17 protein-coding genes and 1 tRNA gene are annotated in these 16,963 nt (G+C 50.7%); 8 read left to right on the top strand and 10 right to left on the bottom strand.

Translation table 11 applies throughout. From position 1 onward, the window contains the following. The first annotated feature begins 358 nt into the window (after nucleotides 1-358). From F557_RS0107170 to F557_RS19200, 5 genes are all read left to right on the top strand, one after another. Nucleotides 359-1,147, top strand: coding sequence for an ATP-binding cassette domain-containing protein (locus F557_RS0107170; RefSeq protein ID WP_019001561.1), 789 nt, complete (start codon nucleotides 359-361; stop codon nucleotides 1,145-1,147). Next, a complete protein-coding gene (gene mlaE, locus F557_RS0107165; RefSeq protein WP_019001560.1) occupies nucleotides 1,147-1,920 on the top strand; it encodes a lipid asymmetry maintenance ABC transporter permease subunit MlaE in 774 nt (257 codons plus the stop codon). The genes F557_RS0107170 and mlaE overlap by 1 nt, the downstream gene beginning before the upstream one ends. Before the next feature lie 11 nt (nucleotides 1,921-1,931). After that, complete coding sequence (mlaD, locus tag F557_RS0107160; RefSeq protein ID WP_019001559.1) at nucleotides 1,932-2,444, top strand: outer membrane lipid asymmetry maintenance protein MlaD; 513 nt, start codon at nucleotides 1,932-1,934, stop codon at nucleotides 2,442-2,444. Nucleotides 2,445-2,930: 486 nt separating this feature from the next. Next, complete coding sequence (locus tag F557_RS0107145) at nucleotides 2,931-3,590, top strand: MlaC/ttg2D family ABC transporter substrate-binding protein (protein ID WP_019001556.1); 660 nt, start codon at nucleotides 2,931-2,933, stop codon at nucleotides 3,588-3,590. Between the two features lie 24 nt (nucleotides 3,591-3,614). Beyond that, nucleotides 3,615-3,923 (top strand): STAS domain-containing protein, encoded by a 309-nt coding sequence (locus tag F557_RS19200; RefSeq protein WP_019001555.1) that lies wholly within the window; start codon nucleotides 3,615-3,617, stop codon nucleotides 3,921-3,923. Between the two features lie 184 nt (nucleotides 3,924-4,107). On the opposite strand, the gene F557_RS22205 is transcribed toward F557_RS19200, so the two are convergent. The 8 genes from F557_RS22205 to F557_RS0107090 all read right to left on the bottom strand — a co-directional run bounded on the left by F557_RS22205 (nucleotide 4,108) and on the right by F557_RS0107090 (nucleotide 11,573). Then, nucleotides 4,108-4,266 carry a hypothetical protein gene (locus F557_RS22205; RefSeq protein WP_019001554.1) on the bottom strand — a complete coding sequence of 53 codons (159 nt, stop codon included), beginning with the start codon at nucleotides 4,264-4,266 and terminating at the stop codon, nucleotides 4,108-4,110. A gap of 223 nt (nucleotides 4,267-4,489) precedes the next feature. Further along, on the bottom strand, nucleotides 4,490-5,113 hold the full coding sequence (locus tag F557_RS0107130) for a GNAT family N-acetyltransferase (RefSeq protein ID WP_019001553.1): 624 nt from the start codon (nucleotides 5,111-5,113) through the stop codon (nucleotides 4,490-4,492). A 217-nt stretch (nucleotides 5,114-5,330) separates the two neighbouring features. Continuing rightward, the gene (locus tag F557_RS21120) at nucleotides 5,331-6,503 is read right to left on the bottom strand and encodes a ribonuclease D (protein ID WP_019001552.1); all 1,173 of its coding nucleotides are present in this window, start codon (nucleotides 6,501-6,503) and stop codon (nucleotides 5,331-5,333) included. Nucleotides 6,504-6,770: 267 nt separating this feature from the next. Further along, nucleotides 6,771-7,301, bottom strand: a complete 531-nt coding sequence (locus F557_RS23470; protein WP_019001551.1) for a type II secretion system protein — start codon at nucleotides 7,299-7,301, stop codon at nucleotides 6,771-6,773. Nucleotides 7,302-7,506: 205 nt separating this feature from the next. Beyond that, nucleotides 7,507-9,243 (bottom strand): AMP-binding protein, encoded by a 1,737-nt coding sequence (locus F557_RS0107110; RefSeq protein ID WP_019001549.1) that lies wholly within the window; start codon nucleotides 9,241-9,243, stop codon nucleotides 7,507-7,509. Between the two features lie 231 nt (nucleotides 9,244-9,474). Then, on the bottom strand, nucleotides 9,475-10,050 hold the full coding sequence (locus F557_RS0107100) for a lytic transglycosylase domain-containing protein (protein WP_157617778.1): 576 nt from the start codon (nucleotides 10,048-10,050) through the stop codon (nucleotides 9,475-9,477). Beyond that, nucleotides 10,037-11,020: a DotH/IcmK family type IV secretion protein gene (locus tag F557_RS0107095; protein ID WP_019001546.1), complete on the bottom strand. Its 984-nt coding sequence runs from the start codon at nucleotides 11,018-11,020 to the stop codon at nucleotides 10,037-10,039. Before F557_RS0107095 ends, F557_RS0107100 begins: the two co-directional genes overlap by 14 nt. Nucleotide 11,021: 1 nt before the next feature. Next, a complete protein-coding gene (locus F557_RS0107090) occupies nucleotides 11,022-11,573 on the bottom strand; it encodes a hypothetical protein (protein WP_157617777.1) in 552 nt (183 codons plus the stop codon). A gap of 444 nt (nucleotides 11,574-12,017) precedes the next feature. Here F557_RS0107090 and F557_RS0107075 point away from each other — a divergent pair. Continuing rightward, nucleotides 12,018-12,094, top strand: a tRNA-Met gene (locus F557_RS0107075). Nucleotides 12,095-12,412: 318 nt separating this feature from the next. Here the strand turns inward: F557_RS0107075 and F557_RS0107070 are convergent. Then, nucleotides 12,413-13,567, bottom strand: a complete 1,155-nt coding sequence (locus F557_RS0107070; protein WP_019001542.1) for a hypothetical protein — start codon at nucleotides 13,565-13,567, stop codon at nucleotides 12,413-12,415. A 423-nt stretch (nucleotides 13,568-13,990) separates the two neighbouring features. Between F557_RS0107070 and F557_RS0107065 the strand changes: the two genes are divergently transcribed. Beyond that, complete coding sequence (locus F557_RS0107065) at nucleotides 13,991-14,791, top strand: hypothetical protein (RefSeq protein ID WP_019001541.1); 801 nt, start codon at nucleotides 13,991-13,993, stop codon at nucleotides 14,789-14,791. 257 nt (nucleotides 14,792-15,048) lie between these two features. Then, nucleotides 15,049-15,816 (top strand): hypothetical protein, encoded by a 768-nt coding sequence (locus F557_RS0107060; RefSeq protein ID WP_157617776.1) that lies wholly within the window; start codon nucleotides 15,049-15,051, stop codon nucleotides 15,814-15,816. A 198-nt stretch (nucleotides 15,817-16,014) separates the two neighbouring features. Here F557_RS0107060 and F557_RS0107055 read toward each other — a convergent pair whose 3' ends face one another. Continuing rightward, nucleotides 16,015-16,683 carry a hypothetical protein gene (locus tag F557_RS0107055; protein WP_157617775.1) on the bottom strand — a complete coding sequence of 223 codons (669 nt, stop codon included), beginning with the start codon at nucleotides 16,681-16,683 and terminating at the stop codon, nucleotides 16,015-16,017. Nucleotides 16,684-16,963: the final 280 nt, after the last annotated feature.

The raw sequence follows: 16,963 nt of genomic DNA, 5'->3' as shown, positions 1-16,963 counted from the left end.
CTGTAAACCGTCGGCGATATCATGTTCCGGTCCGTGCCGCCGGATGCTGTCTGAGATCCGGAAAACGCCGTAAAGGTGAATGTTCGTCAGGGGCGGCATCGTCAAGATTATCATACCACATTATCAGAATTCGCGGGGGGCTGTGATATGGCAGAGAGCAGGAGAGTTTTTTCTGGAAAAGATTGCCGTAGCAGCACATAAGATACTCTGCATGACTTACGTAACAGCCGGGAGTTTTTCTTAGGATCATCCAGCAATGGCAGATTTGCTGCAAAAGCCGTCAATTATGACACATGGTCATATATCACTGCTTCAGGAGTGCTATAATTGCAGAAGATTTTGTTTACCAGAGTTTTTAATGACTGACTTAATAGAAATAAAGAATGTTACCTTTTCCTACGGGGCCCGAAGGATCTACGACGACGTCTCACTGACCGTGGAAAAAGGAAAAATCACCGCCTTTCTCGGCCCCAGCGGCACCGGTAAAACCACCATGCTCAGGCTTATCGGCGGACAGCTGGCTCCTGACGAGGGGCAGATATTCTTTGACGGAATCAACGTTCACAGTCTGAACCGGGGTGATCTCTACGAACTCCGGAAGCGCATGAGCATGCTGTTTCAAAGCGGTGCTCTTTTTACTGACATGAATGTTTTTGATAACGTGGCCTTCCCTATCCGGGAGCATACTGATCTCCCCCCGGAAATCATCAATGCCATGGTGCTGATGAAACTGGAGGCGGTAGGACTCCGGGGAGCCCGGGATCTCATGCCCCAGGAGCTTTCCGGCGGCATGGCCAGAAGAGCTGCCCTGGCCCGGGCCATAGCCCTGGATCCCGAGCTTATCATGTACGATGAGCCCTTTGTGGGACAGGATCCCATCACTATGGATGTTCTGGTGCGGCTGATAAAGAAAATGAACGATACCCTGGGACTGACTTCGGTGGTAGTTACCCATGACGTTCCCGAGATCATGGAAATCGCCGACTACCTTTATATTTTCTCCGGCGGCAAGGTTATCGGAAGCGGCACCCCGTTCGATCTGAAAAGAAGCAGCGATCCTCGCATAAAACAGTTCATAAACGGCGAATTCGACGGGCCGGTACCCTTTAACTATCCTGCCGAAACACCATATCTTGAGGCCTTGTGATGATAAATTTCATTTCCGGAATCGGCCGGTTCGGAGTCAGAAAGATTAATGCCCTGGGCCGGGCCACCATCATGCTTTTTTATTCCATTTTCGGAAAGCCCCAGTTCGACAAGAATTTTCCGCAGCTCATTCAGCAGCTTTATGTAGTGGGCGTGCAGTCCATCAGCATCATTGCCATCTCCGGACTCTTCATCGGCATGGTACTGGGACTTCAGGGCTTTAACGTTCTGGTACGCTTCATGGCCGAAGGAGCCCTGGGCCAGCTGGTAGCCCTCTCCATTATCCGCGAGCTGGGACCGGTGGTGGCCGCACTGCTCTTTGCAGGACGCGCCGGGTCTGCACTGACTGCTGAAATCGGACTTAAAAAGGCCACGGAGCAGCTGACCTCCATGGAAATGATGGCTGTGGATCCTCTCCGCCGGGTTATTGCTCCGCGCTTCTGGGCCGGGGTGATTTCCCTGCCGATACTGGCGACCATTTTCACGGTTGTGGGCATCTACGGCGGCAAGCTGGTGGGCGTGGACTGGCTGGGGGTTGACGACGGAATCTTCTGGAGCGGTATGCAGAGCAACGTGGATTTCTGGGACGACCTCGGCATGTGCTTTATTAAAAGCGTGGTCTTTGCAGTAGTGGTCACCTGGATCGCCCTTTTTAACGGCTACGATCTCGTGCCTACCTCGGCCGGAATCAGCAAGGCCACCACCAATACCGTGGTACAGTCATCTCTGGCTGTGCTGGGACTGGACTTTATTCTTACTGCTTTGATGTTCTAAGGTTACATAATATGGTTAAATACAGCAAAACTGAATTCACTGTCGGGCTTTTCATGCTGCTGGGCATCATTGCAGGAGTGATTCTTGCTTTGAAGGTGGCCGGCCTTACCCTGTCCTATGATACCGGTGTCTATACCGTTTACGGCTATTTTGACAACGTGGGTTCCCTCAAGGTGCGAGCTCCGGTGAAAATCGGCGGCGTGGTTATCGGCCGGGTATCCTCCATTTATGTGGATCGGGAGAAGCTGGTTCCGGTAGTAAAGATGGAGATCGAATCCCGGTACAACGAGCTTTCCAGCGAAAGCAAGGCATCGGTGCTTACCGCCGGGCTTATCGGGGAACAGTACATCGGGATTACCCCGGGCTTTTACGACGAGGACATGGGCTCGACCTATCTGAAGGACGGGGATCGGATCATGGATACCGGATCTGCCATTGTTCTTGAGGAGCTTATCGGAAAGTTCCTGTACAGCGTAAAGGGAGACGGCAGCAGCGATTCCGATGCTGACTCCTCCGATAAGTAATCTTCCGGAATGGATCTCCGGAGGGGGCAACCTCAGCCGGGAAAGACTCAAAGCCGCGAGTCTCCTGTTTCAAGCGTCCCGTGCAGAATCTCCCGGCCATGAAGAATAGCAGAGACCGGAGACACCTTAATGGCGACAGCGCAGGAAGTAACGAAATCAGACAGACAATGAGAAACAGCACTTCAGAAAAGAGGCTTTAGAAACATAAAAGTATCTGACAGACGAGACACTGACGGCACATGACTTACTTTTGCAGCTCGGACCAAACAGCGCCCTCTCGTCTTCAGCTATAAGCGAAGCCAGGTGCGGGCTCCAGAACAGCTACAGGATTCTCAGTGACTGTTGGATAAAAAAGCACCGCATTACCGGAAAATCTGTCTTTCTGAAAAAAAAAATCATATTTTGTAAAACAAAATCCGGAAAAAGCTGTCAAAATAGTACCGTCTGACAGCAGATGGCTATACACATATATTCCAGGGAAGAAACATGACATTCAATTCAATCAAAAAGCTGGCTTCTGTATTTATGATTGCAACTGCCGTTGCCTTTACCGTTCCCGTCACCATGTCAGGAACTGCCGAAGCAGCCGAGCAACAGGTTGACACCACAAACCCCTATACCATGATGAAGGTGCTAGCCGACAACGTATTCCAGGATCTCAAAAACACGACGCCCCCCATGACTACCGAAAAAGCCCGGGCCATAATCACCAAGGATCTGCTGCCATATATTGACAACAAATACTCTTCCTTCAAGGTGATCGGAAGCAATCTGAAAAACACCACCAAGGAAGAAAGAGAGGCCTTTACAAGCTCTTTTACCAACTACATCGTGGCCACTTATGCTGATGCTCTCAAGAAATACACCAACCAGACCATCAGAGTACAGGATCCGGAACCGATAACCGACAAGATTACCTCCGTCAAGGTTACGATCTCCGCCCCCGGCGCTGAGGACGTGGAAGTGATCTTCAAAATGCGTCTTAACCCCAAAAACGGCACCTGGAAAGCCTATGACATGGTGGCAGAAGGCATTTCCCTGCTAAGTGCCAAGCAATCCGAGCTTTCCGGACTTATCCGCGACAAGGGGATCAGTGAGGTATGCCGGATTCTGGACAAGCACGTAGCCGATACCATGAACAAGTAGCAGAACAGGTATATAAGGTTTTTTATGGAAAAGCTTTCGGGAAAACTGAATCGGGACAGCGTGGAAACGCTGTGGGAACGCAAGGACAGCCTTTTCAAAACTGAGGAGGCTGATCTCAGCCAGGTTACCAGTGTGGATTCCGCCGGAGCGGCATTCCTGGTGCTTTGGGCCAAAAACACTCCTTCCGGAAAGCTGGCCGTTACCAACATGCCTGAAGATGCCGTGAAGCTCATGCACCTGTTTCGGACTGAACCCCTGTTTGAGTTCCGGACCGGAAATCAGGAGCCGGACGATGCTCCGGAAAGGGAACCGCAGGAACAGAAACCGGCATAGAGAACCATAGCGGGGGCCTTCACGTAATTCCACAGAAAAAGCCATGCTGAGGTCTTTGCATGGCTTTTCTTTTCGAATGAATTCTGATTCTGAGGCCCTTGCTGATAACTGGAAGTTCTGTACTAAATGATAAGTGAGAAAAGCACCTCTTTCCTCAGCCTCCGAAAATGCACGAACACCAGGCCTATACGGGTGCAGTCATTTCATCAATGGTATTGAGACTGTCGATGCAGTCACTGAGATTTTCCAGGCTCATGCCGTCTACAGAAATATCTATGCCGGCTTTTCTTAAATCCTGGGGAAGCTCTCTAACGTACTGTTCTAAAGTTTCGTCATCCTCCACGAAGTAATCCCCGTACGCCGCGCTTAAAAGGCAATACGCCTTATGTTAAGTAAACGTATCTGATCGTCAGTCATACCATGCTCCTTACAAAAGTCTTCTTAAGAAAAGACAGAATACCTCCGAAATACAATACCGTGCCACACTAAAGAAGCCGCCATTGCTGCAGTATTCAGGAAAATCAGGAACGTATTTCTGATTCGTTACTGACGCCACTCCGCATCTCTCATCCGAATATCTGCCCGGGCAGCTTCAGTCTCTCCTTCGGAGGAAACGCCCTGTCAAATTCCAGCACATCCGCCTCTTCCACATAGTATGCCTGCGGCGTCTGGTAAACTCCGGTTATCCGGTCCAGGTATCCCGGAATAAGTTCCCTGCAAAGAAAAAACGAAGAATCGGCCTCTTCCGGGAGATCGTGGTAGCGAATCCCGAAATCCCGGGCATAGCTGAAGCCGCATTTGCCGTAAAAGCCGATATTCCCCTCAAAAAGCACCGCCCCGAACTTCATATCAGCGGCCTTTTCCAGCGTATAGTCCAGAAGCTTTTTACCGTACCCGCGCCTCTGAAGCTCCGGGGAAATGCAGACAGGCCCCATGGTAAGCACCGGAACATCCGCGCCTGAATCCGCATTGATGACAGTTTTCACAAACACGTTCTGGCCGATTATTCTTCCGTCCTGCTCCATCACATAATCCAGCTCCCTCACAAAGGCAGAATCACCTCTGAGAACGTGGATGACATAATGCTCGAAAGCTCCCGGACGGTAAACGTTCCAGAAGGCCTCGCGGATCAAATATTCCGTGGTCTGATAATCAGACTCCCTTTCCGGTCGGATAATGATGTTTTCCATAGCGAAATTCCTCATAAAAGCATTACTTTATACCCTGACACGCTATTCCCGGTTCCGGCCTCTGCAGCTTTCACGCCAGATAAACTCATGGCAGTTCAGGACGGCAAAAAGGAATGCAGTATCCTGTGGAATACCAACTCCGGCACATGTTCCGTAAACCGCTTTCCCTGCCCCGAATTATACCGGTGCCCCTTTCAAGAAAATATCCTGCCGGTGTTCAGTACGAAAGCTCTCCGGCGATATAAAGCCGGTGCGCCTCCGGAGAAAAAAATGATGACAGATCCCCCAGACAGTCAAGATACCACCCCTGCTGCAGTATCGGATATTTCTTTTCATAAAGGGGGGCATAAAAGAAATTCTCCAGAAGCCTCTGGGAGTCCAGCACCCCCTTGGAAAAGCCCAGCCTGGAAGATCTGTCCTGCAAAAAAGTGTCCAGCGCCTTTCTGCATTTGCTGTCGCAGGAATAATTGACAACATCGTACGTAGGCGGAAGAGGAGCAGCATCATGTCGCGCATTGGCCTCCCGGGCCGTTCTCTGTATCAGCGTGCCGTAGCGGCGCACAATGGAATAATGCACTCCGTTTTTGACATAGACACTCTGATCAAAAATTGCCGTGCCAGCTACCAGCGGAACCAGCACGTTATTGCGAATAAAATGCGAAGCCGGAATATCGTTATCCCGGCACACCTGGTCCCGGAGCACCGTAATTGCCTGAAGCACCCGGAGCTGATTCTGATTAAAGCGGCCGGTTTTTCTGAGCTTGAGGTACAGACGATCCGGAGCCAGAACATTTTCAGGATCCTGGGAATGGGAAAGAGTATCCATATGCATGCGAAACCACTTCAGAATTTCCGGCTTCTTCTCCATCTCCTGAATAAGATAATTCATCAGAGGTTCCAGATAGGCCACATCCAGAGCGGCATATTCCAGCTGGGCTTCGGTAAGAGGCCTTCTGAGCCAGTCAGTTCTGGTTTCGGTCTTTTCCAGAGTAATTCCCAGCGTCTTCTCAATTATAGCCGCAAGACCGATGGTGTTTCCGTACCCTAGAAAAGCGGCAGCAGCCTGGGTATCAAAAATATTCCGGGGCAGAATTCGCGAGAGACCTTCTCTTCTGGCATGCTCGGACACTATTTCCAGATCCTCGGCACTGGCATGGCAGATCATGACAGCATCGGTCATCACAATAAAGGAAAGGAGCTCCGCAAAGTTCACCGCAAAGGGATCCACCAGAAAGATTTCCCCGTCTGCCGCCATCTGAAACAGCGCCAGCTTCGGAAAAAATGTCACCTCCCGGAAAAACTCTGTGTCAAAGGCGATGTACCGGGCATTTTTTAGGCTGTCCAGCATTTTTTCAAAACAGTCGGGAGTATCTACATAAGTATAATTCATTGCTATCTTCAAATTATTATTTTTACTTCTAATTTAATACATCTCAATTAATATACTTTTACTAAAACAACATCAAAAAGTCAATATTTACCGTATTTTGCCCCGCATTCCCGGCTCAGCACGCCTTCACTGCCGTTTTATAGACTCCGGCGGAAAGATGCGAAAACGACCTCCCGATAGGAAAACTTCTTCTCCCGGACACAAAAAAGCCTGCACGAAGCAGGCCTCTTTATCATACGCAGCTTAAGAATACTGCGAACTTCCGGACTAGCAGTCTTGGGTAACTACAGTTACCTTCGGAGCTGCCGTGGCGGAAGCAGATGCCTCATAGAAAATACCGCAACCCTGAGTAGAGCTGGTTACCTTTGCGGAACCTGTCTGCCAGATGCCGATGCCCCCGGTAGCAGCCAGATACGTCCACTCCTTGGTAGGGGTGGTTCCATCCTTTGCCGCCTCAATATCAACTGCCTTGAGAATACCATTTTCGGTAGCAGCCGGACGGCCATAGACCAATGCCACACTGTCATTACCGGCAGAGGTTGAATCACAGGCTGCAGTGGCAGCACCGGAATTGCAGATAAAGGAACCCGATTCAGCCTTGTCCTTGCCAGCAAGAATTGCCTTGCTGTAGGTCATGCTGACAGCACTCTTCACCGCACCTGCCAGACCGTTAGCAGCACTTATACGGGCATCCTTCTGAAGATCCATGAATTTAGGAGCTGCAGTGGCTGCCAGAATTCCCAATATTACGATTACAACTACAAGCTCAATAAGAGTAAAACCACCCTGTCGTTTCATTTCTTGCCCCACCGGATATTTTAGGTTATGTGTAATAATTGCCCCAATGGACACTCGGTATCGGTACATTATAGGCCTTAAACCGTTACAGGAGCTAGTTTTTTATGCTTCTTAACAGCATATATTTGATCCATCCCAAAAAAAACATACACATATTCCCCTGATTTCCTGAGAACACATCTGTTACGGATCGTTTCTGCGGCTGTCATTTATTCCGGAAAACCTGCTTTCCGTCCTTATCCGGGTTTATGCCTATCCTCTGCAGCTCCATGGCACGAAGCTCCTTGCGCAGAATTTTTCCGACATTGGTTTTGGGCATTTTGTCTATAAACTCGATGTACTTGGGAACCTTGTACTTGGTAAGATGCTTCTGGCAGAGCGTTTTTACCATCTCAGCGGTAAGAGCCTTGTTTTTCCGCACAATAAACACCTTGACCACCTCGCCGCTGTGCTGGCTGGGAACCCCGATAGCCGCCACCTCTGCCACGTTGGGATGCAGAGAAATAACGTCCTCAATCTCAGTGGGATAGACGTTAAAGCCGGAAACCAGAATCATATCCTTCTTGCGTTCCACAATCTTCAGAAAACCCCGGTCGTTGGCCCAGCAGGCGATATCCCCGGTTTTGAGATAGTCTCCGTCAAAGGTGTCTCTGGTGGCCACATCTCTTCCGAAATACCCCTTCATTACCTGAGGACCTTTCACCTCCAGTTCTCCCGGAACTCCGGGCTCGGTAATCACGCTGCCGTCGTCCCCTCTGATAATCACCTCCGTGGACGGCACCGGAATCCCGATAGTACCGTTATACTCACTGATATTGTGAGGACATACCGCCACCAGCGGAGAACACTCTGTAAGGCCGTATCCCTCCAGAATATGAAGTCCGGTATTGGTAAACCAGCGCTGCTCAACCCCCTTCTGCACTGAGGTTCCGCCTCCGATCACCAGCCGCAGCCGGGACAGATGCATGCTGCAGAACTCCTGGTTGTCTATAAGGGCCCCGAACAGGGTGTTGACACCGGTAAGACAGGTAGGATTGAAGGAATGAAGCTCCCGCACCAGACTTTTTATCCGGCGGGGATCCGCAATCAGAAGAGAAGTTCCGCCCAGTCTGAAAAACACCATGAGGTTAATGGTAAGGGCAAAAACGTGATACAGGGGAATGGCGGTAACCACATATTCATCCCCCTCCTGAAGCACCGGACCGTACATCCCCAGAGACTGCTCCACGTTTGCCAGAATATTGTGATGGGTAAGCATAGCCCCCTTGGCCGTCCCGGTAGTGCCTCCGGTGTACTGCAGAAAGGCCAGATCCTCCCGGGAAACCAGCGGCCTGGTATAGGGGCAGCCGGAACCGATGGACAGAACCGTCTTATAGGAAACGGAATTGGGAAGACTGAAGCGCGGCACCAGCCTCTTAAAATACTTGACTGCAATATTGACCAGGGAGCCCCGGAAGGCGCCGCACTCGTCCCCCATATTGGTGACAATAATGCGATCCAGGGATATTTCCAGAAGCGCCTTCTGCAAAGTGTGCGCAAAATTGGAGATGACCACGATTATCCGGGCGCCGGAATCCCTAAGCTGATGCACCAGCTCGCTGGGAGTGTAGAGAGGGTTGACATTCACCACCACCATTCCCGCCAGAAGAGCCCCGAAAAGAGCCACCGGATACTGAATGACGTTAGGAAGCATGAGGGCGATGCGATCCCCTTTTTTGACCTGAAAATCGTTCTCCAGAAAGGCTGCAAAGCTTCTGACTCTTTCATTCAGTTCCCGGTAGGTAACGGAATGCCCCATGCTGATAAAAGCTACGCGGTCGGGATATTTCTCGCACGAAAACTCGTACATATCCAAAAGGGAATTGAAAACGCAGGTATCAACCTCCGCCGGTACATCAGAAGGATAGGAATTTTGCCACGGCCTGTACTGATTCTCTGCCATTTTGGGCCCCTTTTGCAGGCTTCCGCAATAACTATGCCGGAACAACAGGTGTCTCCGGAACGGATTCGGAAACCGATCCTGAACATTATAGCCCTCCGGAGTGATAAAAATTCTGAGCAGAAACAGAAAAAAGGGGCTGTTATGCAAAAATCGTTGATTAATATCAAACTTTAAACAAATAGGGACGGCATGTTTTTGCCGTCCCTGTATAACCCGGCGGCTACAGCCAGGCTATCTGCCGCAGCGGACAGCCACGTTGTGGTTCAGAGTCCTCCAGGCCTCAGACACCAGCTTCACATACCGGTCATGAATGGTCTGGTTTACCGAGTAGTGATAGTGGTAGTTCCCCACGCCCTTCCAGATATCACCGCCGGCCTTTTCTATTTCCCGGCGCATAAGATATCCCATAGCCCAGATGTTGCGGCAGGGGCTGTCCTTCATGTCATCCTTGTCCAGATCAAAACGTTTTATCTCGCCAAGCCTGACATCATTGATCTGTGCCGGACCGCAGTCTTCAGTGCCGTTATTGTTGGTCATGCACTTTCCGTTCACATCGCCCCGTTCCACATAAAGGATAGAAAACAGGAGCTCCTCGGGAAGCTCAAACTGGGAGGCAGTCCACCGGACACAATGAGCGTACGGCTTATAGCGCTTCATTATTTTGGTGTCGTAGGCATATTCCCGCCAGTGCCCCTGGCATTCCGCAGCTTCTTTTCTGTCTGATTTGTCTGGAGCCGCAAACGCCTCTCCACAAAAAAACAGGAGCATCGCAAGTCCGATCCCGGCGACAGTTCTATTTACGGGCATGTTCTGTCAAAACCTCTCTAAGCAGATCCGCGGTCTCTCTTATGGATTCAGGAGACACGTTCCTGTCGCTTACCACAGTGATGCCGAACAATCCGGCATCTTTGCCAGAATCCGGAGAACCTGCCGCCTCCCGGGCTGTTTCCCGGGCCGGAGCAGCGCCATCCCGATCAAAGGAGTTCCTGGCCCTGGCGGAAATTTTCATATTGGTATACCCGGAACTCCGGTTGGGATTCTCCGGCGCGGGATACGGCACGGAAACCTTCCAGTAATACTCATCAGCCTTTTCATCCTCACGGGTGGAGATTATGAACTCCAGAGGAGCGGAAATTCCGGCCAGAAAAAGCTTTACCTTTCCCATGGCCATTTTCTGGGAGGTGGCGGCAGAAACCACCACCGACTTCCGGTCCGCTGCCGGAATTGCCCGGAGGAACTGATTGGATACCTCGGCCCGGGCTATCTCCCAGGGATACCCGGAGGAGTCTTCAAGATTAAAAACAATAATGGCATTCCGGTACAGGTGAAACTGATGATTCGGCTCGTAGGAAAATTCCTTGCGCACCTGGGTTTTCGGGCGAATCACGGGCTTTGCCGGAGCCTGATTGCCGGAAGCGGAGCGACGTTCCCCTGTCAGCTCCGGAGTATCCTCCTCAACCATAACAATATTTCCGTTCTCATCCTGTCTGTATACTCTCTTGGGCCGGCGCTGGGTAACCTGCGGGGAATCATCTCCGGACTGCCTGACTGCCTCGTCAAGAAGCTGCTGCCGGGTACGATAGGAGGTCAGGGTATCTCCAAGCTCCGGAGGCGGAGCCGGATTGTCGAAAGCCAGAACAGCCATGCCGGAACAAAGGGAAAGCAGCACGGCAATGCCGGGCAAAGGACGGAACGGCAGCTCAAATACAGATCCTGCTTTACGGAACAGGCTGCCGCCGATTCCCCGGATACGTCCTTCTGGGATTCCCTGATTCATGCTAGATTTTTACCTCTTCGATGCTCCGGAGATCCTGCCGGAAATAATTGTAGGACAGCACAAAAATCAGCGGATTCCGGGAGGCGCCCGGCACAATACGGAGCTTGGCCACGGTATTAAGTCCGGTGGGTCTGATAATCAGGCTTCCGTCATGGCTCTTCTCCACCCGAAAACCGTCATTTGACACCTGGACACCGGATACCGGCACCGGCTGATTCCTGCTATCCACCAGCTTTATCAGAGTTTCACCGTTCTTGAATACGGACACCTTCTTGTTGGGAACATAGCGGTAGTGCAGGTACACTTCCTTCATGAGAGGCACTTCCGGTGCCGGCGGCGCGGCTGCCGCCCCCTTGCTGGCGGCAGCATCCTGGCGATTATTCCTTTCCGGACGCTTCTCCGGCTGTCTCAGATGTTCCTGCTTCTGCTGCTGTGTCCGATAGCTGGTGAGATTCTCCCCCAGCTCCGGCGGCGGGGCCGGGGACAGAAAATCCTCCGCCGTCGCGGCTAACGACACCGGAAGCAGCAACAGAAGAATAAAAAATTTTTTCATGCTCATTTCACTCATTGGGGCACATTGTATACCTATAGCAGAAATCCTTAAAGATCCGGATGGCATTCTCCGCTCCGGTCCCGGGAATCTCAAAAATCCCGGCTTTCATTCTGAGTCCCGGAGCCTCTTTTGAAGGAGTCCCGTCCGGAATCTGGCGATCCGAGGATCCCCGTCCGAACCCGGAGCTACATTAGTCCGGGCTGAAAACACAGTCTTCCCCTCCGAACGTATCGTGTCCTATAACTTTCATCCAGTCCCTCTGAAAACAGTGCGGCGCATACCCACCCCTGAAAAACTGCGGAATTTCTGACAAAATCTCAGCAGCTGCCGATTTTTTCGCCTATCGTAAAGCCTCTGCCGCCACATGAAAACACTTTCTCGATTTTTTTTGAAAAATGTGTTGACCTTTTTCAAATTTATGGCAATATATGCACATCCTTGAGACGCGGGGTGGAGCAGTCTGGTAGCTCGTCGGGCTCATAACCCGAAGGTCGTTGGTTCAAATCCGGCCCCCGCAACCATTCATATTCTTCTTTCGTATCTTATTCTTGCCTTTCAGATATTTTAATAAACCCGTTCTGTTTTTGTACGTGTAAATTGCAGCACCGACTGAATCAGCACTTTGTTAAAAGCCCCTTCCAAAAGGAAATACCGATATCTCCAAAGCCCGCAGAAAACACAGGTACAGTTACAAGTCTCCGTGCCAGGCAGAAGAGAACCCTTAAGAAACGGCACACCGACTGAACCATATACCATACCGTTCCGTTCTGCACTGCGCCGCTCCTGTTATCCCTGGCCGGCGGAAATCCGGAGCCCCCGGCCCCATGTCAGAACAGCAATCAGGGCTTCTCAAGGGAGGTAAGAGGGTACCATTTAATATCTGCCTTTACCGTTTTCCCGAGCTTTTGGACATAATCCTGAACCTCCGTATACGAGAGCTCGCCGCTTTTACCGTCTCTCCAGGATATTCTGCAGGAACCGGCATCAGTATTTTCAGGGCCGCCCAGTCTCTCAAGCTCCTCCGGTGTCAGCATATACCCCTCGGCTCTGCTGGCTATCCGCCCCCTGTCAAGAGCCACATACGAAAAGGAACGGCATCCTGAACCGCATTCCCCGATAAGCCCTGCCCCCTTTTCATAGAAGGCAAATTCCGGAAGCCCGAACTCATCCTTCTCCGCTGTTCTGGACAGGATCACCTCCGGCTGATTCCACTTTTTTTCATCGAACCCGGCATTTGGTGTCACCGCAACGATAACCGCGGCAGCGTGATTCCGATCCCGGAAAAGCAGCTCCGAATTGCCGTCGCCGTCAATGTCATAAAAGGCGTATTCAGAGGGAGAGATTCCCCGGACAGTTTCATAGGCCTTTCCGGTCAGGGAAAATCCCGCCCCCCGGAAAGCAAACCCCGAACCATTCCAGGCATATTCGGACGTCATTCCGAACAGAAGTCCGTCCACAGTTTCATTCATCACCACAACACCGTTCTTCTCCAGGGAATAGTAGGTTTTGATCACCCCCGTGGATGTGCTGAACTGCGGCCTGAAGGCACTCACCGGATTATCACGGTAGGATGTGAGAGTCTCCTTTGCGGGATCGTAGTCATAGAAGCATACTCTTTCGTCATAGAGCACATCCGCCATGACATGAAAATTGATCCCCAGAATCCGGTGTCCATCGGATCTGTTCCATACCCGGGCCATCACCACATTGCCGTCATCATCTTCGGCGGTCATAAAAAAACCGTTTTTGATGCTGTTCTTTTCCGCACTCTGGAGCCTGCCCTCCGCGGCCCTCTGAATCAGATTTGCGGTAAGAGACACTGGAAACCTGGAATTAAATCCCTTCATAAGCACAAGAACATCAGGGGCCGCACCGGCTCCTGTAACCGGAATAACTGTATCATCAGCACACTGAAATGATGCCCTGTGAATATCCTGAGCCACCGCGTCTGCCGTTACCAGACACCCCAGAAGAACAAGTGCCGACAATTTCATTCAAAAACCTCCCCGAACCCGGATTTCACTGGACGATGTGCACACTGTCTGACAGGCCACGTAAAGTTTTGGCCCCGAACAGGATCACTCATTATTCTACTGCATATTATCCCGCTGCAGGAACAGCCGGCTGCACCACAGCGAATCCCCGAGACCGGCCTTCTGACTTTCCCCCGGCCGAGAAATTTTTGCAGATCCCCTTTAAAAAGCACGCTACCGTCCCTATTTGCATTATTGTGAAGACGTTTTCACAATACCTGTCAGCCGGGAAAAGATCCTGAATTGCCGTCTGCTGTAACTTTTTTCAGAAAAAAGAGTTCTCATATTCGTGAAACATTTTCGCAAAAACGCGATTTTTTCATGTTCATGCGACCATACAAATCAAAATCAGAAAACCTACAAAAACTCTGCGGGATAACACACATGAAATGGAATCTTAAAAAGCTGTTTAAAAACAAATTCGCCGGGATCCTTCCCTTCTTTCTGTTTATCATTGCTGTTACCACCGGCTACGGAACTCACGGCAATCTCCGCAATGTTTCGAATCCCGCATCCAAAAATCCCTCGACCCAACGGCTGGTATACCGCAGAAACCGCGAGGAAAGCGCTGACAGCGTCGCCGACGAATTTCTGACCCGGGCTGCCATGGAGGAGCCTGAGATAACCAGCATTCTTGCCTCTCTCGAAAACGAGGATGTCCGGCTTGACGGCCTGGAATACCGCCTTAAGAGCAAGGACAGCCTGACCCGTAAAATCCTGAAACGCTCTCAGGAACAGAACACTGGAATCCGGGATGCCGCAGCCGGAATCAGCGATGTGCTCCGGTATACCTATGTAACCTCGGATGACAAGTATTCTGAAACAGTAACCCGAGCCCTCAGAAAGCTTTCCCGGGCCGGCATTGAAACCGCGGTATACAAAAGCATCTGGGGCCAGAATGCCTTTGTATATGACTGGAACGGCAAGTACCGCTCCGCCCCGGATCCCAATCAGTATCAGGGTACCAATGTGGTTCTTTATACTCCGGGAGACATTCCTGTCGAGATCCAGTTTCATACTGAAGCCTCCTTCCGCACCAAGCAGAATACTCACCGGTTCTATGAGGTTATCAGGAGCCGCGACTGCTCTCCTGAGGAAAAGGCTGAAGCTATCAGACAGCAGGCCATCCTTAATGCAGAGATTCCGGTGCCGGAAGGGGCCCGGGAACTTCGCTATCCGGTATAGCAGACCCAGACATTCCAATAATCCGGTCTGTCCGCCTCCGGAGTCTCCTCCGTTATTCCTTTTTGGCACTCCTGCCCCGTTTCAGATTTTTACAGCCGGGTAAATTCCGACATAAAGAAACTTTTTATCCAATAAGCTACACGGGGCATGAAAATCAAAAAAAACTTGGATATAATTTGAATGAGAAAACTGTGCTGTTTTTCTGTACAGCAATAAGGCTTCTTGCATTTGAAAAACGATTATTTTTGGAGCGCATCATGCTGATCAGTATTGCCTGCCTGACTGGTTCTCCTGACAATATGGCCAGGGCTCGGGTATTTGGCATTATGAAAAACATCGAAGTCAAAAACCAGAACGACGTACTGAAAGCAATAACGAAGCTCTACCGGCATCCGAAATCGCCTTTCCCGTGCATCGGCACCGTCAGAGCCGGTATTGACGGCATCGTGGCTCCGGCCAACTGCGACACCTTCATGTGGATAACCGTCAATGAAGGCGGAAACGTCATTCTGGACGATTTCGGATCCGGAGATCGCACAAATCGCATGGACAACTTCAACCGCATCTGCCAGATCGCCATGAAGCGCTGCCAGAGCATCTGGAAGTTTTCAGAAATGTGGACCCTCAGCCATCACAAGACCAGTATCGAGGCCCTGGTACGGAATTATGTAAACTTTGTAACGATGACCCAGCCGCGATCCTCCTATCTGAGCTGGCTGGGCGCCTCAGGAGCATTTACCAGAGCTCCGTTCCACAGCTCCGAGGAGCTTTACTATGTCGGCCTCGACATGAGCTCCATCGACAACACTCAGTCAGTAAAGGCTGTTCTGGAGGATGCGTTTTTCAGGGAGTTTGTCAAAAAACACGATAATTCCCTGGAGATTCAGGGCGGAGCCTTTATTTCCAGATTTCTGGAAAGCAGGAGAATTCATGCCGATGCAAAGATAAACTCCTCCAGAACCTTTGACGAAAGGAGAATGGAAAGCCTGAAAAAGGAAATGATTCACAGCTGGCTGAGGAGGTAGCGATTCCCCGGCATACGCAATAACTGCCAGTTTTCCTTTTTCCGGCCAGTACCGGGGATCCCTCTGTCCTGTCCCCATTTCTTTCCTGACCGGAGCGGTATTTTAAACGAATCTGCATGGGATCCTGGTTCTGAATCTGCACGCCTTACAGATTCCGTTTTCTCTCTCAAAGACACAAAACAGCGTCCAGCACCCGGTTTACTGCAGTGCCGTAACCTCGGCTGCACTGCAGACACTGCTTGACACCGCAATATCCTTCACCGGAGTGCCGTCTGAAAGCCGGTAATAGTAGCGAATCTCGCCAATACGGGGCAGAATCCAGTTCCGGTAGGTTTGGTTACCGCAGGTGCGCCGGATTCTTTCCTCAATGAACCGGGAGGATCTGACTGTCTCCCGGGCTCCTTTGGCGGTAATGAAATCCACCTTCAGATTTCCGTCATCCGTAACCGTCATCCGCGGCTTCCCCTCCTCCGGCACAAAACTCTCGTGCATTCTTTCGAAAGCATAGGGAGCAAAGGCGTTGCGGAGATATTCCCGGCTTAGAAGCTTCCCCTGCTCCTTTTCGTAGGCATAGACAAATTCATCGTCAAGACGCACCTCCTCGCTGTCCAGAATCTTTTTTCCGGCAGTTACAGGAGATTTTCCGGTACAGAAGGAATAGGAAATTTTCTTGTTAAAGAAATTCTGCGTGTCATGGAAGAATTCCAGGTAGATATTCTCCGTCCGATGCAGCACTCCCAGTCGCAGAGCCAGAAGGCAGAAGGTTCTTATATGACCGTTATCCTGCACCGGCCCATCCAGATCCAGCGGACCTACATTATCAGTGGCATTAATCCCCATTACCAGTCCGGTTCCGTCCTCTGCCACATGGATATCCACCAAAGAAAAGAAGTTGTCGTATTAGGTCTTAAACCGTCTTTTTAAGGCTTCAGGGATTCTTGACAAAAGTGCTGGTGAATCCGTACCATATCGCACACAAAAATCGTGATGTGCTGAAGGAATTTGCAATGGAAGCGAAGATCACAAATAACAATCTTCCTGCTAATCAGCACGATACTGACACTTCCAAACTGGACAACCTTTACTCGTTAATCGAAAAACTTACATCAACCATTCAAGAGCAGACCTCAACCATTCAGAAGCAGAC

The organism is Succinimonas amylolytica DSM 2873 (assembly GCF_000378405.1).
In the GTDB taxonomy this organism is placed as follows: Bacteria; Pseudomonadota; Gammaproteobacteria; order Enterobacterales; family Succinivibrionaceae; genus Succinimonas; species Succinimonas amylolytica.
This window is presented reverse-complemented; position numbering and strand designations above follow the sequence as displayed.

Bases quoted from the DNA above. Each gene is read 5' to 3' on its own strand.
- F557_RS0107070 (WP_019001542.1), bottom strand. From the start codon at position 13,567: ATGAAATTGTCGGCACTTGTTCTTCTGGGGTGTCTGGTAACGGCAGAC.
- mlaD (WP_019001559.1), top strand. From the start codon at position 1,932: ATGGTTAAATACAGCAAAACTGAATTCACTGTCGGGCTTTTCATGCTG.
- F557_RS0107100 (WP_157617778.1), bottom strand. From the start codon at position 10,050: ATGCCCGTAAATAGAACTGTCGCCGGGATCGGACTTGCGATGCTCCTG.
- F557_RS0107065 (WP_019001541.1), top strand. From the start codon at position 13,991: ATGAAATGGAATCTTAAAAAGCTGTTTAAAAACAAATTCGCCGGGATC.
- F557_RS21120 (WP_019001552.1), bottom strand. From the start codon at position 6,503: ATGAATTATACTTATGTAGATACTCCCGACTGTTTTGAAAAAATGCTG.
- F557_RS0107090 (WP_157617777.1), bottom strand. From the start codon at position 11,573: ATGAAAAAATTTTTTATTCTTCTGTTGCTGCTTCCGGTGTCGTTAGCC.
- F557_RS0107060 (WP_157617776.1), top strand. From the start codon at position 15,049: ATGCTGATCAGTATTGCCTGCCTGACTGGTTCTCCTGACAATATGGCC.
- F557_RS0107130 (WP_019001553.1), bottom strand. From the start codon at position 5,113: ATGGAAAACATCATTATCCGACCGGAAAGGGAGTCTGATTATCAGACC.
- F557_RS23470 (WP_019001551.1), bottom strand. From the start codon at position 7,301: ATGAAACGACAGGGTGGTTTTACTCTTATTGAGCTTGTAGTTGTAATC.
- F557_RS0107095 (WP_019001546.1), bottom strand. From the start codon at position 11,020: ATGAATCAGGGAATCCCAGAAGGACGTATCCGGGGAATCGGCGGCAGC.
- F557_RS19200 (WP_019001555.1), top strand. From the start codon at position 3,615: ATGGAAAAGCTTTCGGGAAAACTGAATCGGGACAGCGTGGAAACGCTG.
- F557_RS0107170 (WP_019001561.1), top strand. From the start codon at position 359: ATGACTGACTTAATAGAAATAAAGAATGTTACCTTTTCCTACGGGGCC.
- F557_RS0107145 (WP_019001556.1), top strand. From the start codon at position 2,931: ATGACATTCAATTCAATCAAAAAGCTGGCTTCTGTATTTATGATTGCA.
- F557_RS0107110 (WP_019001549.1), bottom strand. From the start codon at position 9,243: ATGGCAGAGAATCAGTACAGGCCGTGGCAAAATTCCTATCCTTCTGAT.
- mlaE (WP_019001560.1), top strand. From the start codon at position 1,147: ATGATAAATTTCATTTCCGGAATCGGCCGGTTCGGAGTCAGAAAGATT.